Below are 17,436 nucleotides of genomic sequence, written 5' to 3'. Positions count from 1 at the left end.
GTCCTAGAGATCCAGCACCAGTCGGTCCGATTTCGCGCGCGAGACGCAGATCTGCATCACCGTGTTCGACGCCTTCTCGTCGTCGCTGAGAATGACGTCGCGATGATCCGGGACACCGGAGATCACGCCGCACTGGCAGATGCCGCAATCGCCGCGCCGGCAGTCGGAGAGAACCTCGTGGCCGGCAGCTTCCAGCGCCTCGATGATGCTCTGGTCGGCCGCGACGGCGATGACCTCTCCCGTCGACTTGAGCTCGACTTCGAAGGCACGGTTCGGCTCGCTCGAGGTCTCGGCCTTGAAGAGCTCGTAGTGGATGCGATCGGCGGCGATGCCGCCGGCGTGAGCGGCGGCCTTCACCGCATCGATCATCCCTGCGGGACCGCAGACATAGACGTGGGAGCTCGCAGGCGAGGCGTGTAGCGCCGCGGCGATGTCGAGACACGAGGCGTCGCTGTCGTAATGGATCGAGAGCGCGCGCGCGCAGACGGCCTCGAGCTGCGGCAGGAACGCCAACGCGCCCGGTGCCCGCCCGGCATAATGGAGACGGTAGGTCGCTCCCCGCGCTTCGAGCTCGGCCGCCATCGACAGGATCGGCGTGATGCCGATGCCGCCGGCGAACAGAAGCGCGGGCGATGCGTCCTCGTGCAGCGGGAAATTGTTGACCGGCACCGAGGCGGTCACGACGTCGCCGACCTTGAGCGCATGCATGAAGGCCGAGCCGCCGCTCGACATCCGCTCGCGCAGAACCCCGAGCGCAAGCTGGCCTTCCGGCAGGCCCGGCAGGGCCATCAGGGAGTAAGGCCGGTCTCCCCCGCTCGGCAGCGAGACACGAATATGCGCCCCTGCCCGCCATCGCGGTGCCGCGCCGCCCTCCACGTCGAACACGAGGCTTCGTATCGTCGGCGTTTCCGCCGAGACCGACTGCACCCTGAGCCTCAGCTGACGCGTGTCCATTCGCGGGGTCTGCATAATGTATGAATTTGCATATTTTTAGACATATAACAATTCGATGTCAATCGGCTCTCGGACGGGACGTTTGCAGCCCGAACGCCGGCGGCCGCTATTCGATCGGCGCCGGACGCGCCAGCTGGAAGAGGTCGCGAGGCCTCGCATACCAGCCGGAGCCGTGCATGCGGGCGATGAGGTCGAGGCCGATCGTGTCGATATGCCCTCGCTGTGCATCGATCACGAACTGCTCGGCGACGTGCGCACAGACGATCTCGCCGATCACCGCGATTTGCCGCGGCCCGGTTTCCTGAACAACGAGGGAGCGGCATTCGAACGCGACAGGGCAGCCCTTGAGGAGCGGAGGCGAGACCATTTGGGAGGGTAGCGTCTCCAGCCCCGCAAGCTCGATCTCGTCGATCTCGGCCGGAGCATCGACTGCGGTCGCGTTCATCGCTTCAGCCATCCGATGCGGCACCAGGTGAACGACGAACTCGCCCGTCTCGACGATATTCTGCGCCGTGTCCTTCAAGCCTCGTTTCGGATGGCGCAGCAGACCGAGCACGACCGTCGGCGGCTCGTGGCCCAGCACGGTGAAGAAGCTGAACGGCGCGGCATTGGCGGCCCCGTTCCGGGATCGCGTGGTGACCCACGCGATCGGTCGCGGCGTCACCGTCGCGGTCAGGATCTTGTAGCGGATATCCGCCGGAAGCTGTCCCATATCGAAGAGCATCGAACCCTCAGTTTGCGTGTGCGAGCGGCTTGGATTGCGATCCGTCTAGTTTTTATTTGATCATATGCATATGATCTTATCAAATACGCTCGTAATGCATCGGAGCGCCCCCGACTTAACGAACTGATTTACAAGGACATTCAGTGAAGAAATCGCGCCGCCCCCGTCCGCCGGATCCGGCGAAAGCCTCCGCACGCGGGGCCAAATCCAGCAAGAACACCACGCCAGAACGCCCCGGCCGGCGCGGTATCCAGTCGATCGAGATCGGCTTCAGAATTCTCGATTACCTCCGGACCGAACTGCGGCCGGTGCCGCTGAAGATGATCGCGGCTAACACCGGAATGTCGGCCGCGAACGTCCACTATTATCTCGTGAGCTTCCAGGCGGTGGGCATCGTCCGCCAGGAGACCGACACCGGCTGCTACGCCCTCGGGCCCTATGCGTTGAAGCTCGGCATGGCGGCGATCGAGCAGTTCGACGTGTTTGCCGTCGCACGGCCGGCCATGACCGAACTCGCGACGACCATCGGCCACACGGTGTTTCTCGGCGTTTGGGGTAATCGCGGTCCCACCATCATCTATCGCGTCGAGGGCGGGGCCAGCCGCCCCATCATCGAGCTGCGGGTCGGAAGCGTCCTCAGCCTGCTGCGGTCCGCGTTGGGACGCAACTTTCTCGCACATCTGCCGCGCTCGCTGACGGGTGAGATGCTCGATCAAGAGCTCAAGGAGGAGCGCTCGCGCAAGCCGCGGATGGATGATGCGCCAACCACCAAGATCGAGGTGGAAGAGATGATGGCCGCAATCCGGCGCGACGGCATCAGCCGCTGTCGTGATGCGCTGCTGCCGAACTTCACCTCCCTATCCGCACCGATCTTCGATCAGGCCGGATTCATGATCGCCGCCATCACGATGATGGGGCCGATCGGCATTCTCGACGACGACCTGAAAGGCCCGACCGCAACCGCGCTGATCCTCCATGCGCGCGCCATCTCCGCGACCGCCGGCTGGCAGCCCGAGGCGTGACGGCTCCACGACCGGGCACGACGCAACAGCGCGGCCGCATCTCGGCACACGGACTTGCATCGATCAGCTGATTGGGGATCAACCTCCCGGCGCTCTCGATACCATTTGCGGCGCCGCCGCGGTGGATACCGGTTTCCTGGCCGGCAGCAATAGGCCAATCCATGCGCCGACCAGCGACAACAGCGCCGCCAATGTCATCGCTGCCTCGAAACCGTCGGCGAAACGAGCCGCGCTGTCCATTGCGCCATTCGCCGAAAAGGTGGCAACCAGCGCCGCAATCCCGAACATGCCGCCGAGAAATCGGCCCATGTTGAAGATGCCCGAAGCCTTCGCCATTTCAGCCAATGAAACCGAGCTCAGGATGGCGTTCTGCGCCGCGGGCATCGCCATGGACACCCCAACGCCGGCGATCACCAGCGGAGCAATCAGCGCGCCGTAGGCGACATCGGGCGAAGCGATGAAGGCGATCCAACCAAGCCCGATCGCCTGCATGATCAGTCCCGTCACGACGAGCGGCCGCTCGCCAAACTTGCCGACCACGGCGCCCGCGATCGGAGCGGTCACAAACAACGTCGCCGTCCATGGCAGCAGGCGCACGCCGCCCCCGAAGGCGCCGAAATGCAGGGTCACTTGCAGGAACTGCGGCAGCAAGAATACGACGCCATACATCGCAGCATAGAACAAGAAGCTCAGCGAGAGCGCCGCCGAGAACGACCGCGACACGAACAGCCGGAGCGGCACCATCGGCGCAGCGACGCGCGCTTCCCAGATCAGGAATGCGATCGCGAAGACGAGACCAACGATCATCGAACCTACGACTTCCGCGCTGGTCCAGCCAACATTGTTGCCGCGCATGAGGCTCCAGACCCAGGCCAAAGCGGCAACCGCGACCAGTGTCAGCCCGGTGACGTCGAGTGTTGCCGCAGGTCCAAAGCTCTCGCGCAAACGCGCCCGCACCAATGTGGCCGCGAACGCGCCGATCGGCAGGTTGATCCAGAAGATGGAGCGCCAGCCAAGCTGCTCTGTGAGAAGGCCGCCGATCGCGGGCCCGATGATCAATGCAAAGCCGGTAATCCCTGAAAAGATGCCGAGCGCCTTGGCGCGCTCCTCCCGCCCGAACGTTCCACTCAGGATCGCCATCGCAAGCGGCATCACCAGCGCCGCTCCAGCACCCTGCGCGGCACGCGCCGCGATCAACCAACCGATCGTCGGCGCCAGCGCGCAAGCGGCCGAGGCGAGTGTGAACAGCGCGATGCCGCCAGCAAACATCCTGCGCCGCCCGAATCGGTCGCCGAGCGCGGCTCCGGACAGCAGCAGCACGGCGAAAGCGAGATTATAGCCGTTAACAGTCCATTGCAGTGTCTCGACCGAGCTCGAGAACTCGATGCGGATACCTGCGAACGCCGTCGTAAGTACCATCGCATCCAGCGCCATCATGAACGAGGCAAGCGAGGTCAGGGCGAGTACCCAGGTCTTCTCCGCGGGGGTGGGAGCGTCTTGCATCTCATCAATCTCCATCTTGGGGCCGGAACGGCGCCGTCGCGGAGAGGACGAAGCAGGAGAGCCCAAGGATGCTGGCCGAAAAAAACTTGTGCGGGCCGCATCCTTTGGACCCAGCCAGACGTCCTATTGATCGAGAAGCCGCAAGTTCGTGCTGCGGTGAGATGAGGAGACAACGATGAAACCAAACGTGATCCGCTACAGGACCAAGGCCGACATGGCCGACAAGAATGCCGAGCTGGTCGAGGCGGTGTTTGCCGAGCTGAAGGCGGCGCACCCGGAGGGGGTGCGTTACTTGACGCTGCGGCTCGAGGACAACACCTTCATCCACATCGTCGAAACCACGGCCGAGGACGGCTCGTCAGCGCTGCCGAAGCTTGCGGCCTTTCAGGCCTTTCAGAGCGGTTTGCGTGACCGCTGCGCCGAGCCGCCGGTGCGCAACGGTGCTATTGTCGTCGGCAATTATCGCGTGCTCGCGGAGCCATAGGGCTCGTGGTGGAGGCATGATGAACTCAGCTCGGGAGGGCGCGGCCCACGACATTCCGGCGCTCCTGGTGGCTATCCGGCCGCGGCTGCACCGCTATTGCGCGCGTATGGTCGGATCCGCCATCGACGGAGAAGACGTACTGCAGGACGCGCTGATCAAGGCCGTGGAGGCGGCCCCTACGGCCGGCCCGATCCGCAATCCGGAGGGCTGGCTGTTCCGGATTGCTCACAATACGGCGCTCGATTTCCTGCGCCGGCGCAACCGGCAAGAGGCACTGCATTCGCTTCAGGAGGTGGACATGATCGTTGACGAGATCGACACGGTCGCAAGCCGCCAAATCGCAGCGACCAGCCTGCGCACTTTCATGCGCCTGCCGGTTGGCCAACGCGCAAGCGTGATCCTGATGGACGTGCTCGGCTGCTCGCTTCAGGAGATCTGCGATGTCATGGACTTGAGCCTGCCCGCAGTAAAGGCTGCGCTGCATCGCGGGCGCACGCAGTTGCGCGAGCTTGCAGAGGAACCCGACGATGCGCCGCCTCCGCGTCTGTCGGCAGCCGACCGCACGCGGCTGGCCAATTATGTCGACCATTTCAATGCACGGGATTTCGATGCGATACGCGCCATGATCGCCGAGGACGTCAAGCTCGATCTGGTCAACAGGACCCGACTGACCGGGAAGGCCGAGGTGTCCCGGTACTTCGGCAACTACGCAACAATCAATGACTGGCACCTCGTACCGGGTCTCGTCGAAGGCCATCCGGCCGTCCTGGTGCTCGATCCCGCGGCGATCCCCGGTTCAAAGCCCAAATACTTCATCCTGCTCGGCTGGGCGTCGGGCAAAGTCGCCAGGATACGGGACTTCAGGCATGCCTCGTACGTTGCCGAAGACGCTGACATCCTGGTCGACCAAGACAAGATCGGGCGTTAGGAGCCCGACCAGCGTTTCGATGCACTGGGTTCAGTCACGGAGCGGGCCATTGAAGTTGCCAACGGTGCCGCGCCCCAAGGCACGCCCCCAAGGCACTGCAGCTACGTCATCCGAACCCAAGCGCCCTTGCTTGTTGCGGACTTCACAGCAGCATCGATGAACTGCACCCCTGCCAGACCATCCTCGACGGTTGGGAAGATCACCTCAGGATCCGGCTTTTGGCCGGCCTGTGCCGCGCGGATGGCGCGCGCTGCTTCGGCATAGATAGTCGCGAAACCTTCGAGGTAGCCTTCAGGGTGACCTGAGGGGATACGGCTAACGCGGGCGGCGTCGGCCAATGTGCCGGCCCCACCGCGCGTCAGGAGCTGCTTCGGCCGGCCGTACGGCGTGAACCAGAGATGGTTCGGATTCTCCTGCGCCCATTCGAGACCGCCTTTGCTGCCGTAGACGCGCAGCGTGAGCCCGTTCTCGTTGCCGACGGCAACCTGGCTCGCCCACAGCATGCCCTTCGCGCCGCCCTTCCACCTGAGCAGAATCTGCACATCGTCATCGAGCCGCCGCCCCTCGACGAAGGTCGACAATTGCGCGAGCAATTCGTCGAGCGCGAGCCCGGTGACGAAGCAGGCCAGATTGTAGGCATGGGTGCCGATGTCGCCGATGCATCCGCCGGCTCCGGACCGGGCCGGGTCCGTGCGCCATGCCGCCTGCTTCTGGCCGGTGGTTTCCAATGGCTCGGTCAGCCAATCCTGCAGATACTCGACCTTGACGAGACGGATCTCGCCGAGTTCGCCATTTGCGATCATCGCGCGTGCTTGCCGGACCATGGGATAGCCGGTGTAATTGTGCGTGACGACGAAGATCCTGCCCGTCTTCCTGACCAGCGCCACCAGTTCCTCGGCCTCGGCAACCGTTGTCGTCAGCGGCTTGTCGCAGATGACGTGAATGCCGGCTTCAAGGAAAGCTTTCGCGACCGGGCTGTGCAAGTGATTGGGCGTCACGATCGAGACCGCCTCGATGCCATCCGCTCTCGCCGCTTCTGCCCGCGCCATCTCCTCGAACGAGCCATAGGCACGGTCGTCAGCGATACCGAGCTCCTTTGCGGAGGCTTTGGCTCGAACCGGATCCGACGCGAGCGCGCCGGCGACCAGCTCGAACTGGTCGTCGATGCGCGCGGCGATGCGGTGGACGGCACCGATGAAGGCACCCTGGCCACCGCCGACCATGCCGAGGCGGATACGACGATGGCCGCCGGTTTCATTGCTTGCTTCGATAGCCATGTTGCACCCTCTCTTCAGGAGATGCCGAGCATCTTGCGGTTGGCAGCCGCGTCGGTGCCGCTGCCTGCGAAATCGTCGAAGGCCTTCTCCGTCACCCGGATGATGTGGCTTCGGATGAACTCGGCGCCCTCGGCCGCGCCTTGCTCGGGATGTTTCAGGGCACACTCCCACTCGAGCACCGCCCAGCTGTCGTAGTCGTATTGCGTGAGCTTGGAGAAGATGGCGCCGAAATTGACCTGGCCATCGCCAAGCGAGCGGAAGCGGCCGGCACGGTCGACCCAGCTCTGGAATCCGCCATAGACGCCCTGGCGGCCGGTCGGGTTGAACTCGGCGTCCTTGACGTGAAACGCCTTGATCCGCCGATGGTAGATATCGATGTAGTCGAGATAGTCGAGCTGCTGCAGCACGAAGTGCGAGGGATCGTAGAGCAGGTTCGCGCGCGGATGGTTGTTCACCCGCTCCAGGAACATTTCGTAGGAAACACCGTCGTGGAGGTCCTCGCCGGGGTGGATCTCATAGGCGAGATCGACGCCGTGCTCGTCGGCATGGTCGAGGATGGGCCGCCAGCGCCTGGCGAGCTCGTCGAAGGCGGTCTCAATCAGGCCGGCGGGACGCTGTGGCCAGGGATAGACATAGGGCCAGGCCAGCGCGCCGGAGAAAGTCGCCTGGGCAGTCAGCCCGAGCCGCCTGGACGCCAGGATGGCGCGCTTGACCTGATCGACGGCCCATTCCGTGCGGGCCTTGGGGTTGCCACGCACCCCCGGCGCGGCGAAGCCGTCGAATGCCGCGTCATAGGCCGGGTGAACGGCGACGAGCTGGCCTTGCAGATGGGTCGAAAGCTCGGTGATGGCAAGGCCGTGGCGAGCCGCAATGCCCTTCACCTCGTCGGCATAGGTCTGAGACTCCGAGGCCTTGTTCAGGTCGAACAGCCGCCCATCCCAACTCGGAATCTGAATCCCCTTGTAGCCCAGGGATGCCGCCCATCCGCACATCGCATCGAGCGAGTTGAACGGCGCCGAGTCGGCAGCGAACTGAGCCAGGAATATCGCAGGCCCTTTGATCATCTTCATCGAATGCCTCCTTCTGCCTTGGACGTTTTGGCGATCGCTTTTCCGCATCATGGGTGCGAGGATGCCGGCCATCGAGAAAGAGAGCAATACCGGACTACGCGACGGGATGAAGCTCTATATCGCGACGGGACCGATGATCCTACGCTCCAACAGATGGCGAGCGCCCGCGCGCACGGTAGGCTGCGCGTTTGCCAAACTGGCCGGAGCCATTGCGGCTGCGACTGAACCGGCCCATCTCGCTCCGCAGTTCGATCAATCGACGCGGCCCCAAGGTAGCCGCGTCGACTTGGTCAGCGAAAGTCGCCTTTGGTCTCGGGGATCACGATCGCCCCGATCAGATAAATCGCGAAGACGCCGACCGCAAACCAGGCCAGCGACATCGGGATCTGCGCCGGGCTGCCGCTCACCAGCGAAACGAAGGTCGGCATCATGCCGCCCAGCGCGAAGCCGATGTTCCAGGACAGGCCCGTGCCGCTCGCGCGCAGCGCGGTCGGGAAACGCTCGTTCAGGAAGATCAGCACCGGCGCATAGCCGGCATTGCCGATGAAGGCGATGGCGAGCGCAAGAAGCGTGATCTCAGTCGTGTCCTTGGTCGCCGCGAGGTTGAGATAGCACAGCGGCAGCAGCACGGCCGCCAGCGTGCCGATCAGCAGAAAGGTCTTCTTGCGGCCGATCCAGTCGCTCAGCGCGCCGATCAGCACGGCCGAGAAGAACGCCGAGACGCTCGCGCCCATCAGGATCAGCGACGAGGTCTGGTTCGGCACCGCGTTGATTACCTTCAGGAAGCTCGGCAGGTAGCCTGAGGTCAGGTAGTAGCCGGCGCCGCCGCCGAAGGTGATGAGCAGATTGACCAGCAGGACGCCGCGATACTCGCCCGAAAACACGTCCTTGACCGGCGCTTTCGACACCTTCGCCTGCTTGTTGCCCTGCTGGGACTTGAGCTCCTTGAAGTACGGCGATTCCTCGAGGTTCCTGAAGATGAACCAGCCGAGCAGCGAGCTCAGCAGCCCCGAGAAGAACATGAAGCGCCAGCCCCACACGGCGAAGGCATCGCCGGGAAAGACCGAGGACGTGATCAGGAAGACGAAGGATGCGAGCAACGCGCCGATGCCGGCGCCACCGCCGCCTACCAGGCCTGACATCGCGCCACGCCATTGCGCCGGCACCGATTCCGTCCCGATCGTGTGGGTCGAGGCCACGACGCCGCCGACGAACACACCCTGTACCAGACGCAGGATCAGGAAGATAATCGGCGCGATAATTCCGGCCTGCGCGATGGTCGGCAGCAGGCCGAACGCCGCGGTACTGAGGCCGACGCCGACAATGGCGATCAGCATCGCCTGCTTGCGTCCATGCACGTCGGCATAGTGCCCGAACACTGCCGAGCCGAGCGGCCGCATCAGGAGCGTGACGGCGAACGAGCCGTACACTGCGGCGAGCGACAGCGCCGCATTGCTCGACGGAAAGAACAGCGCGCCGACGACCGGCGCCACGTAGAGCAGAATGAACAAATCAAACAGATCGAGCGCCCATCCGAGCACCGATGCGATGATCGCGTTGACCATCTGCTTGTTATCGGCCGATGCTTGCGCACCCGCGGCCGGCATATCCATCTCAGCCATTTTGTCCTACCTCCCCGCTTGAGTAATGCCGCGGTCCGCACCATTGCGAACCACGGCAGTTCGTTGCATCGCGTATCAGCGGCCGACGAATTTCGGCGGACGCTTGGCGTTGAAGGCCTCGACGCCCTCCTTGAAGTCCTCCGACTGGCGCAGGCGGCTGTAGCAATGGCCTTCGAGCTCGATGGCGATCGCCAGCGTCGAATCCTCGGTGTCGTTGAGCAGCTTCTTGGCCGTGCGCTGCGCCAGCGGCGAGAAGGTGCGGAGCTCGTCCACCAGTCTGTCGGTCGCCTTCTCGAGCTCGGCATCCGGCACGCATTCGGTGGCGATGCCCCACTCATAGGCCTGCTTGGCCGAGATACGCTTGGAGCGCATCACGATGTCCTTGGTGCGGGTGATACCGACCATCTTCTGCAGGCGGGCCGAACCGCCCGAGCCCGGGATCTGGCCGAGCTTCTGCTCCGGCAGCGCGTATTGCGTGGTCTCGGATGCGATGCGGAAGTCGCAGGCGAGCGACAGCTCGAAACCGACGCCGAAGCAATAGCCGCGATTGGCCACGACCACGGGTTTTGCGCAACGCGCCGGCGCCGCGATGTTCCAGGCGAGCTTGGAGACGTGCTCCGGGCTCGCCGCCATGAAGCCGCCGATGTTGCCGCCGCTGGAGAAGTGCTCGCCCTCGCCGCGCACGACGATGACGCGCACGCGCGGATCCTCGTCAAGCGTCTCGAAGGTCAGGCGCAGCTGGTCGCGCTGCGGCATCGCCACGACGTTGTAGGGTGGACGTCCCAGGATGATGTCGGCGCGCTCATGCGCCTCGTCGATCTCGACCTTGAACCCGTCGAGCTTTGCGAGCCGGGGATCGGCGAATGTGTAGGGTGACGGCATCTGTGCTTCCTTCTGTTGAATGGATGATGATCAGGCCGCGTCCGACGGCGGCAGGCGCTCGGCCTCGTATTCTCCGGCGACGAGCAGTCGCCGCAGCAGCTTTCCGACCGGCGATTTCGGGATCGCGTCGACGAAGACGTAGCGGCGCGGCCGCTTGAAATTGGCAAGGCCCGAAGTGCGGCAGAACTGCTCCAGCTCGACTTCAGACACCGCGCGGTTGCGCTTGACGAAGGCGGCGACGACCTTGCCCCATTTCTCGTCCGCGACGCCGACGACCGCGACCTCGTCCACGGCTGGATGCAGCGACAGGCAACTCTCGATCTCGACCGGCGAGACGTTTTCGCCGCCGGTGATGATCATGTCGTCGACCCGGCCGGTGACGAACAGATCGCCGTCGGGATCGACGAAGCCGGTATCGCCGGTGAAATACCAGCCTTCGCGCAACGACTTGGCGTCCGCTTCGGGACGGCGCCAATAGCCTTCGAAGGCCTCGTCGCCTTTGAGCGTGGCGATGATCTCGCCCTCCTCGCCGACCGCGGCAAGCTCCGCCACCGACTTCGCGCCGATGCGCACGACCTTGACGTGCTGGTTGAGCCCCGCCTTGCCGGCCGAGCCGGGCTTTTCGGCCGCGTTCTGGTCGATCGTAAAGGTGTAGATCTCGGAGCTGCCATAGTGATTGACGAACAGGCTTGGCTTGAACGCCTCGTTCAGCTTCTTCAGCAGGCCATCGGTCATCGACGCGCCGGCGAAGCCGAGCTTGCGCACGCTGGAGACGTTGGTCCCGGCAAAGGCCTCGTGATGGACGAGATCGTGATAAAGCGTCGGCACCAGATAAAGATTGGTGATCGCTTCCTTCTCGATCAGCGCCAGCGCCTGGCGACTGTCATAGCGCGGCAGGCAGATGAACGTGCCGCCGATCAACGACATCGCCAGCAGCGAGCGGACGCCCATGGTGTGATAGAGCGGCATCACCCCGAGCGTGCGCTCACCTCGGCCGTAGAGATTTTGCGCGACATGGGCGATCGCGGCGGCGCGTTCGGCGCGATGCCGCCGCGGCACGCCCTTGGGACGCGACGTCGTGCCTGACGTATAGAGCATGATCGACCAGGCATCGGCTCCGACGCGCGCCTCGGCATCGGGGACGCGGTCCCTGATCAGATCGGCGAAGCTGGTTGCATCGCCCGTGCCGGGATCGACGGACACGCGCAGCAGCTTGCCTGCCAGCGCCGAGCCCTGCACGGCCTCGGCGGAGATGTCCTGATGGAAGACCGCGCAGGCCTCGGCATTCTCGATGCAATAGTCGAGCTCGTCGGCCTTGGCGCGCCAGTTGATCGGCGTGATCACGAGGCCTGCGAACTGGCAAGCCCAGTGCAGCGTCGCCGCTTCCCAGCGGTTCTGCAGCAACGTGACGACGTGATCGGCGGGCTTGAGGCGAAGGCGGTCGAACGAGGCGACGAGGGCAGAAATTCTGTCGTACCATTGCCGGTAGGTCAGGCGGAGTTCGCCGTCGACCAGGGCAATGGCGTGAGGATCGCGCGCGGCGCTGGCAATGAAGCTGCTGGCGAGATCAAGCATCGGACGTCTCTTTGTTGGATGAAGCAAGCTCGGCGGCGGCATCCAGCGCCGCCTGGACGATCGGGGTGTAGCCGGTGCAGCGGCAGATATGGCCGCTAAGGAGATCGCGGATCTCCGCCTCGGTCGGCGCCGGGTTCTTCGCGAGATAATGATCGAGCGACATCAAAATGCCGGCGGTGCAGAAGCCGCACTGGAGCGCGTGGTTGCGACGGAACGCCTGCTGCAGCACGCCGAGCCTGTCGGCCGACGGTGCGAGGCCTTCGACGGTCTTGAGCTCGCAGCCATCGACCTGCGCGGCGAGCGTCAGACAGGACCGTGTCAGCATGCCGTCGACGACGACAGTGCAGGCACCGCAGACGCCGTGCTCGCAGCCGACATGGGTACCGGTCGCGCCCAGCTGGTGACGCAGGAAATCGGACAGCAGCATGCGCGGCTCGGCCTCCGCCTCGACGGGCTTGCCGTTGAGCGTGAAGCGGACGGGATGGCGGCGATCTGCCTCGAGGCGCGTCATTGCAGCACCTCGTCGATCAGATCGCGGCCGATCATGCGCACGAGATCGCGGCGATAGCGCGCCGTGGCGTGAACGTCGTCGCGCGCGCCAAGCTCCCAGGCAAAGGCATTGAGGGCATCATCGAGCGCGCCTCCTTCCAGCCGCGGCCAGTCGCGCGCGACCGGCACATCGGCGACGCCGCCAACGGCGAGCCGTACGCCTGTCGGCGTCTTCATCGCAGCGCAGGCAACAATGGGGAAGTCGCCGTGCCGGCGCGCGACCTCGCGGAAGGCGACGCGCAATCCCTTCACCGCCGGCAGCGAGATGCCCTCGATCAGCTCGTCATCGGCGCGCGCGGTCAGCATCATGCCGGCAAAGAAATCTTTGGCCGCGACGCGACGGCGTCGTTTAGCGTTGTGCAACAGCACCTCGCCATCAAGCGCGACCAGCGCGAGCGGCATCTCGGCACTGGGATCGGCATGCGCGAGCGAACCGCAGATGGTGCCGCGGCTGCGGGTCTGCATGTGACCGACCCAGGGCAGCGCCAGCGCCACGAGCGGCAGCGCCTCGGCGAGACCAGGCCAGGCCAGGAGATCGGCCTGCCGCACGCCGGCGCCGATGACGATGCTACCGCCCTTCCGCTCGATCTGGCGCAGCTCCCTGATCCGCATGATGTCGATCAGCAGCTTCGGCTTGGCGAGGCGCATGTTGAGCATCGCCATCAGCGACTGGCCGCCGGCAAGGACGCGGGCATCGCCGCCCTGCTGCGCGAGGCCTTCGAGGACGTCACCGATGCTCTCGGCGCGGAGATAGTCGAATGCGGGCGGCTTCATCGGCGCCCCCCGAACAAGCCGGCGACCTTTGCCAGCAGCGCGAACAGCGAGAAGCCTCCACCCGAAGCACCACCGCCGCCGGCCTTGCGGGCCAGCGCGGTGAAAAACTGGCCGATGATCACGCGTGTCGCGCCATCAAGCAGACGGCCGCCGATGCTGGCGACCTTGCCGCCGATAGCGGCGTCATAGCTGTAGGTCAGGCTTGTTCCGCCATTGCCGTCGGGCGCAAGCGTGATGCGCCCCTCCGCGCTGCCGAAACCGAGCGCGCCGGTGGCCCCACCGCGCAAGGTGACCGCACGTGGCGGGTCGAGATCGAACAGCTCGACATCCGCGCGATAGCGGCCGGTGACGGGGCCGATGCCGAGCGTGACGTCCGCGCGGAAATGCGTGTCGGTGACCCTGTCGACGCGCTGGCAGCCGGGAATGACCGATTGCAGCGTGGCGGGATCGAGCAGCATCGCCCAGACCTGCTCCGGCGAGCCCTTCACCGTGGCCTGTCCTTCGCCGCGCAGCCGCCTGTCGCCGTCACGAACGGGGGCCGAGGTGGCGCCGCCTGCCGGAGGCGGCGGCTCGACGCCGCGCACCAGCTCGGCGAGCCGCGCCGGCACCAGCGGCAAGGTGATGTCGGCGACGCCGAGGGCATCCGCAACCGCATTGGCGAGGCACACCGGCGTCGACATGCAATTGCCCTCGCCCACGCCCTTGGCACCGAGCGGCGTGAATGGCGACGGCGTCTCCATGTGGAAGATCTCGGGCTCCGGCACCTCGGTTGTGGTCGGCAGCAGATAGTCGGCGAACGTTCCCGTCAGGAAGCTGCCGTCCTCGGCGTAGGCATATTCCTCGAGGAGCGCGGCGCCGAGCGCCTGGGTGAAGCCGCCGCGGATCTGGCCGTTGACCATGCCGGGATGCAAAATGGTGCCGCAGTCGTGCATGGTGACGTAGCGGTCGATCCGCGTCTTCAGCGTGACGGGATCGATCTCGACGCCGCAGAAGTCGAAGATGAAGCCGTGGCAGAGCGAGGAGTTGATGCGATCCTCATCGTCGGGCGGCGTCAGCTCCGGCGGCGTCCAGAACGCGGTCTCGCGGATGGTCTGACCGGCATCACCAGGGAGCGAGCCCGGTGACCAATGGCTGAGCGCAGCGACGCGCGAGAACGCGATCCGGTTCTCGGGATTATGCTTTGAGGCCACAAAACCCTTTGCGAAGACGATGTCCGCGGCCTCGACGTTGAGCTGGCTCGCAGCAATGCGCGCGAGCCGGCCAGCGACGCGCTCGGCCGCAAGTTTTGCGGTGCCCGCCACGGCCGCGGCGAAGCGGCTGGCGTAGTTGCCGGACGCGATCGACCAGGCATCCTTGGCCGTGTCGATCTCGGTGTTGACGCGGATGTCCTTCGGCTGCAGACCAAACACGTCGGCCACGACCTGCGACAGCACGGTGCGATGGCCCTGCCCCTGCGGCACGGAGGCGACGTGCACGGTGACGCTGCCGACCGGATCGAGCCCGACGGTTGCGGTTGCCTGCGCGCCGTTCTTGGGACCTGCCTTGCGGCGCTCGGCCGCCGTCAGCACGGTCGTGATGTAACCCATGTTGGAGACGCTGGGCTCGACCACCGCGGTAAAGCCGATGCCGTAGAGACGCCCTTGCGCCCGCGCCGCGTCGCGCCGCGCTTTCAGCTCCGCGAGCCGGCCCTGCTCGACCGCGCGCGCGACAGCTTCCTGATAATTGCCGGAGTCGAGTAACGCGCCAGTTGCCGTAGGATAGGGAAATGCGCCAGCGCCGATCAGATTGCGCTTGATCACATCGAGCGGATCGAGGCCGAGGCCAATCGCAATCGTCTGAACCAATCGCTCCAGCGCGAAATAGACCTGCGGGCCGCCAAAGCCGCGGTTGAGGCCGGTCGGCGTCTTGTTGGTGACGACGACGCGGTTGCGGACCTTGACGTGACGAATGTCGTAGGCACCGGTCAGATTGCCGTGCATGCGATAGAGCGTCGCCGGCTCGGGCGCGCGCAAATGCGCGCCGCAATCCTCGACCTGGTCCCAATCCAGCGCGAGGATCTTTCCATCCGCCGCCACCGCCGCCGACAGCGTCGTCGCGCGGTTGGTCGCCGACACCGATGCGGTGAGATGCTCGAGCCGGTCCTCGATCCACTTCACCGGCCGGCCCGAGATACGCGCGGCGGCGGCGATCAGCACGATGTAGGGAAACACGCCTTGCTTGACGCCGAAGCTGCCGCCGGAATCCGGCGGCGTGCGCAACCGCAGGCGGTTGCCCGGCACTTTCAGCGCCCGCGCGATCACGGTGTGAATGCTGAACGGGCCCTGGAAATTGGCGAGAACCTCATAGGCGTCCTCGCCGGCATCATGCGAGGCGATGACGCCATAGGTCTCGACCGGCGTGCAGGAATTACGGGGATAGCGGATGTCGATCGAGAAGCGAAGCAGAGCCTCCGCAAAGGCACTTTCCGGATCGCCATAGCGGAAGGAACGATCGCTGGCGAGATTGCCGGGAAAGCCGTCATGCAGCACGGGAGCATCAGGCGCGAGCGCACCCAGCGGATCGACGACGGCGCCGCGCGGTCGATATTCGACGTTGATGATCTCGGCCGCATCCTCGGCATGCGCGCGATCAGTCGCGACGACCACGGCAACCGGCTCGCCGACATAACGCACGCGGTCCATGGCGATCGGCCAGCATTCGACCGGCGCCTTCACGCCGACGACGAGACTTGTCGTGACCGCCTTGACATCGCTGCCGGTCAGAACCGCCGCAACGCCCGGCAGGCGTTTTGCAGCTTCAGCATCGATCGAGAGAATATCGGCATGCGCATGCGGCGAGCGCAGGATGGTCGCGTGCAGCGTGCCGGGCGCAACACCGAGATCGTCGATGAAGCGACCGCGGCCGGAGAGCAACGCGGCGTCCTCGACGCGCTCGATCGAGCGCCCGACCCACGGCTCATCGCCTCGTCCCGGATCTGCGGATCTGACCGCCTGCAACATGTCCCGGCATACCTCCCGACGCGTTCTTTGACGCGGCGGTGACACTTGTCAGGACAGGGGCTGCGCGGGCCATACCGCCCGCTCTCACGACTTACCAAATCGTCTCATTCGAGCGCGTGCAGCGCAATATCAGCCCGCGAGACTCAACCAGCGAGACGCGAGACGTTGCGAAACTCGCGCGGGCTGACGCCGGCATGGTCGCGGAAGAAGCGCGTGAAATGCGCCGGCTCCGGAAAGCCAAAACGCTCGCTGAGCTCGCCGAGCGGCGTGTCCTCTCGCATGACAGCGTCGAGCGCACGTTCCATGCGGACCACGTTGAGATAGATCTTTGGCGAGACGCCGAGCGAGGTCTCGAACAGGCGGAAGAACTGCGCGCGCGAGAGCCCTGCGCCCTTCACGAACTGATCGACGTTGCCATAGGAATCCTGCCCGCGCATCGCATCCATCGCGCGGCGGATGCGCCAGTCGCAGCTCACCGCGCTCATGCCGCGGATCGAGGTCGGAAAGCTGCGCCAGGGCGTAAAGCGCTCGATCACCGCGATCATCAGGTCCGACAGCGTCTGCTCGTGGGTCCGCACCGCATCCGGATTGGCCATCATTTCGGCCGCCAGGTGCAGCGTGAGCTGGCGGATGCGCGGCGACACCTCACCCGAGGGCCGCTCGAAAAAGCCCGGCGCGCCGCTCGCGGCCCAGCCGGGACGGAACTCCTTCAGCCATTCCGGCTCGATATAGAGCGCCATGATCAGGGTGCGCGGACGGTTGACGTCATGCACATAGGCATGCGGCTTCCAGCCGTCGACCAGTACGGCGGCGGTGTCCGTCAGCGGCGTGACCTGGTCGCCGACCATGAACTGCGTATCGGCCCCCTCGACCTTGAGCAGGACGTGGCAATGATGATGAGCGTGGCGGACCAGCGATCGATCCATGTCGAGCAGCGCGACCCTGCCGAAAGCACCATGAGCGATGCGCAGGGCCGTCGACATCAGTTCCTCCCTCCCGGCGTTGCACCGCAAAATGGCTGCCTTGTCGAGTGCGGCACTATAAGCAGCACCCACTTCATATTCCAAGCGCGC

The 17,436-nt window shown here is 65.2% G+C and carries 15 protein-coding genes; 3 read left to right on the top strand and 12 right to left on the bottom strand.

All coding sequences use genetic code 11. The annotated features are described in order from the left end of the window. Positions 1-3 precede the first annotated feature (3 nt). Together N2602_RS09075 and N2602_RS09070 are read right to left on the bottom strand one after the other, a co-directional pair. Positions 4-954: a PDR/VanB family oxidoreductase gene (locus N2602_RS09075; RefSeq protein ID WP_260382426.1), complete on the bottom strand. Its 951-nt coding sequence runs from the start codon at positions 952-954 to the stop codon at positions 4-6. Positions 955-1,060: 106 nt separating this feature from the next. Further along, complete coding sequence (locus N2602_RS09070; RefSeq protein WP_260382425.1) at positions 1,061-1,678, bottom strand: flavin reductase family protein; 618 nt, start codon at positions 1,676-1,678, stop codon at positions 1,061-1,063. A 143-nt stretch (positions 1,679-1,821) separates the two neighbouring features. Between N2602_RS09070 and N2602_RS09065 the strand changes: the two genes are divergently transcribed. Further along, positions 1,822-2,700 carry an IclR family transcriptional regulator gene (locus N2602_RS09065; protein WP_260382424.1) on the top strand — a complete coding sequence of 293 codons (879 nt, stop codon included), beginning with the start codon at positions 1,822-1,824 and terminating at the stop codon, positions 2,698-2,700. A gap of 78 nt (positions 2,701-2,778) precedes the next feature. Here the strand turns inward: N2602_RS09065 and N2602_RS09060 are convergent, their stop codons facing one another. Then, a complete protein-coding gene (locus N2602_RS09060) occupies positions 2,779-4,203 on the bottom strand; it encodes a DHA2 family efflux MFS transporter permease subunit (protein WP_260382423.1) in 1,425 nt (474 codons plus the stop codon). Between the two features lie 175 nt (positions 4,204-4,378). Here N2602_RS09060 and N2602_RS09055 point away from each other — a divergent pair, with 175 nt between their 5' ends. Together N2602_RS09055 and N2602_RS09050 are read left to right on the top strand one after the other, a co-directional pair. Next, a complete protein-coding gene (locus N2602_RS09055; RefSeq protein ID WP_260382422.1) occupies positions 4,379-4,687 on the top strand; it encodes a hypothetical protein in 309 nt (102 codons plus the stop codon). A 16-nt stretch (positions 4,688-4,703) separates the two neighbouring features. Then, complete coding sequence (locus N2602_RS09050) at positions 4,704-5,615, top strand: sigma-70 family RNA polymerase sigma factor (RefSeq protein WP_409241914.1); 912 nt, start codon at positions 4,704-4,706, stop codon at positions 5,613-5,615. Positions 5,616-5,716: 101 nt separating this feature from the next. Here the strand turns inward: N2602_RS09050 and N2602_RS09045 are convergent, their stop codons facing one another. The 9 genes from N2602_RS09045 to N2602_RS09005 all read right to left on the bottom strand — a co-directional run bounded on the left by N2602_RS09045 (position 5,717) and on the right by N2602_RS09005 (position 17,346). Next, complete coding sequence (locus tag N2602_RS09045; RefSeq protein WP_260382421.1) at positions 5,717-6,892, bottom strand: Gfo/Idh/MocA family protein; 1,176 nt, start codon at positions 6,890-6,892, stop codon at positions 5,717-5,719. 14 nt (positions 6,893-6,906) lie between these two features. Continuing rightward, on the bottom strand, positions 6,907-7,962 hold the full coding sequence (locus N2602_RS09040; RefSeq protein WP_260382420.1) for a sugar phosphate isomerase/epimerase: 1,056 nt from the start codon (positions 7,960-7,962) through the stop codon (positions 6,907-6,909). A 290-nt stretch (positions 7,963-8,252) separates the two neighbouring features. After that, entirely contained in the window at positions 8,253-9,584 is a 1,332-nt protein-coding gene (locus N2602_RS09035; RefSeq protein WP_260382419.1) for an MFS transporter, read from the bottom strand. 75 nt (positions 9,585-9,659) lie between these two features. Beyond that, the gene (locus N2602_RS09030) at positions 9,660-10,466 is read right to left on the bottom strand and encodes an enoyl-CoA hydratase/isomerase family protein (RefSeq protein ID WP_172789267.1); all 807 of its coding nucleotides are present in this window, start codon (positions 10,464-10,466) and stop codon (positions 9,660-9,662) included. Positions 10,467-10,496: 30 nt separating this feature from the next. Beyond that, positions 10,497-12,041, bottom strand: coding sequence for an AMP-binding protein (locus N2602_RS09025; RefSeq protein WP_260382418.1), 1,545 nt, complete (start codon positions 12,039-12,041; stop codon positions 10,497-10,499). After that, entirely contained in the window at positions 12,034-12,552 is a 519-nt protein-coding gene (locus N2602_RS09020) for a (2Fe-2S)-binding protein (RefSeq protein ID WP_260382417.1), read from the bottom strand. The genes N2602_RS09025 and N2602_RS09020 overlap by 8 nt, the downstream gene beginning before the upstream one ends. Next, positions 12,549-13,364: a xanthine dehydrogenase family protein subunit M gene (locus N2602_RS09015; protein WP_260382416.1), complete on the bottom strand. Its 816-nt coding sequence runs from the start codon at positions 13,362-13,364 to the stop codon at positions 12,549-12,551. The genes N2602_RS09020 and N2602_RS09015 overlap by 4 nt, the downstream gene beginning before the upstream one ends. Next, positions 13,361-16,363 carry a molybdopterin cofactor-binding domain-containing protein gene (locus N2602_RS09010; protein WP_260382415.1) on the bottom strand — a complete coding sequence of 1,001 codons (3,003 nt, stop codon included), beginning with the start codon at positions 16,361-16,363 and terminating at the stop codon, positions 13,361-13,363. Before N2602_RS09010 ends, N2602_RS09015 begins: the two co-directional genes overlap by 4 nt. 143 nt (positions 16,364-16,506) lie before the next feature. Beyond that, a complete protein-coding gene (locus N2602_RS09005; RefSeq protein WP_260382414.1) occupies positions 16,507-17,346 on the bottom strand; it encodes a helix-turn-helix transcriptional regulator in 840 nt (279 codons plus the stop codon). Positions 17,347-17,436: the final 90 nt, after the last annotated feature.

Origin of the sequence: Bradyrhizobium sp. NC92 (genome assembly GCF_025200865.1) — a bacterium.
In the GTDB taxonomy this organism is placed as follows: domain Bacteria; phylum Pseudomonadota; class Alphaproteobacteria; order Rhizobiales; family Xanthobacteraceae; genus Bradyrhizobium.
Note: the sequence above shows the minus strand (reverse complement) of the source record. Positions and strands in the feature narration are given on the sequence as shown.

Coding starts and splice junctions, on each gene's coding strand:
- N2602_RS09075 (WP_260382426.1), bottom strand. CDS start 954: ATGGACACGCGTCAGCTGAGGCTCAGGGTGCAGTCGGTCTCGGCGGAA.
- N2602_RS09070 (WP_260382425.1), bottom strand. CDS start 1,678: ATGCTCTTCGATATGGGACAGCTTCCGGCGGATATCCGCTACAAGATC.
- N2602_RS09060 (WP_260382423.1), bottom strand. CDS start 4,203: ATGCAAGACGCTCCCACCCCCGCGGAGAAGACCTGGGTACTCGCCCTG.
- N2602_RS09055 (WP_260382422.1), top strand. CDS start 4,379: ATGAAACCAAACGTGATCCGCTACAGGACCAAGGCCGACATGGCCGAC.
- N2602_RS09050 (WP_409241914.1), top strand. CDS start 4,704: ATGATGAACTCAGCTCGGGAGGGCGCGGCCCACGACATTCCGGCGCTC.
- N2602_RS09045 (WP_260382421.1), bottom strand. CDS start 6,892: ATGGCTATCGAAGCAAGCAATGAAACCGGCGGCCATCGTCGTATCCGC.
- N2602_RS09040 (WP_260382420.1), bottom strand. CDS start 7,962: ATGAAGATGATCAAAGGGCCTGCGATATTCCTGGCTCAGTTCGCTGCC.
- N2602_RS09035 (WP_260382419.1), bottom strand. CDS start 9,584: ATGGCTGAGATGGATATGCCGGCCGCGGGTGCGCAAGCATCGGCCGAT.
- N2602_RS09030 (WP_172789267.1), bottom strand. CDS start 10,466: ATGCCGTCACCCTACACATTCGCCGATCCCCGGCTCGCAAAGCTCGAC.
- N2602_RS09025 (WP_260382418.1), bottom strand. CDS start 12,041: ATGCTTGATCTCGCCAGCAGCTTCATTGCCAGCGCCGCGCGCGATCCT.
- N2602_RS09020 (WP_260382417.1), bottom strand. CDS start 12,552: ATGACGCGCCTCGAGGCAGATCGCCGCCATCCCGTCCGCTTCACGCTC.
- N2602_RS09015 (WP_260382416.1), bottom strand. CDS start 13,364: ATGAAGCCGCCCGCATTCGACTATCTCCGCGCCGAGAGCATCGGTGAC.
- N2602_RS09010 (WP_260382415.1), bottom strand. CDS start 16,363: ATGTTGCAGGCGGTCAGATCCGCAGATCCGGGACGAGGCGATGAGCCG.
- N2602_RS09005 (WP_260382414.1), bottom strand. CDS start 17,346: ATGTCGACGGCCCTGCGCATCGCTCATGGTGCTTTCGGCAGGGTCGCG.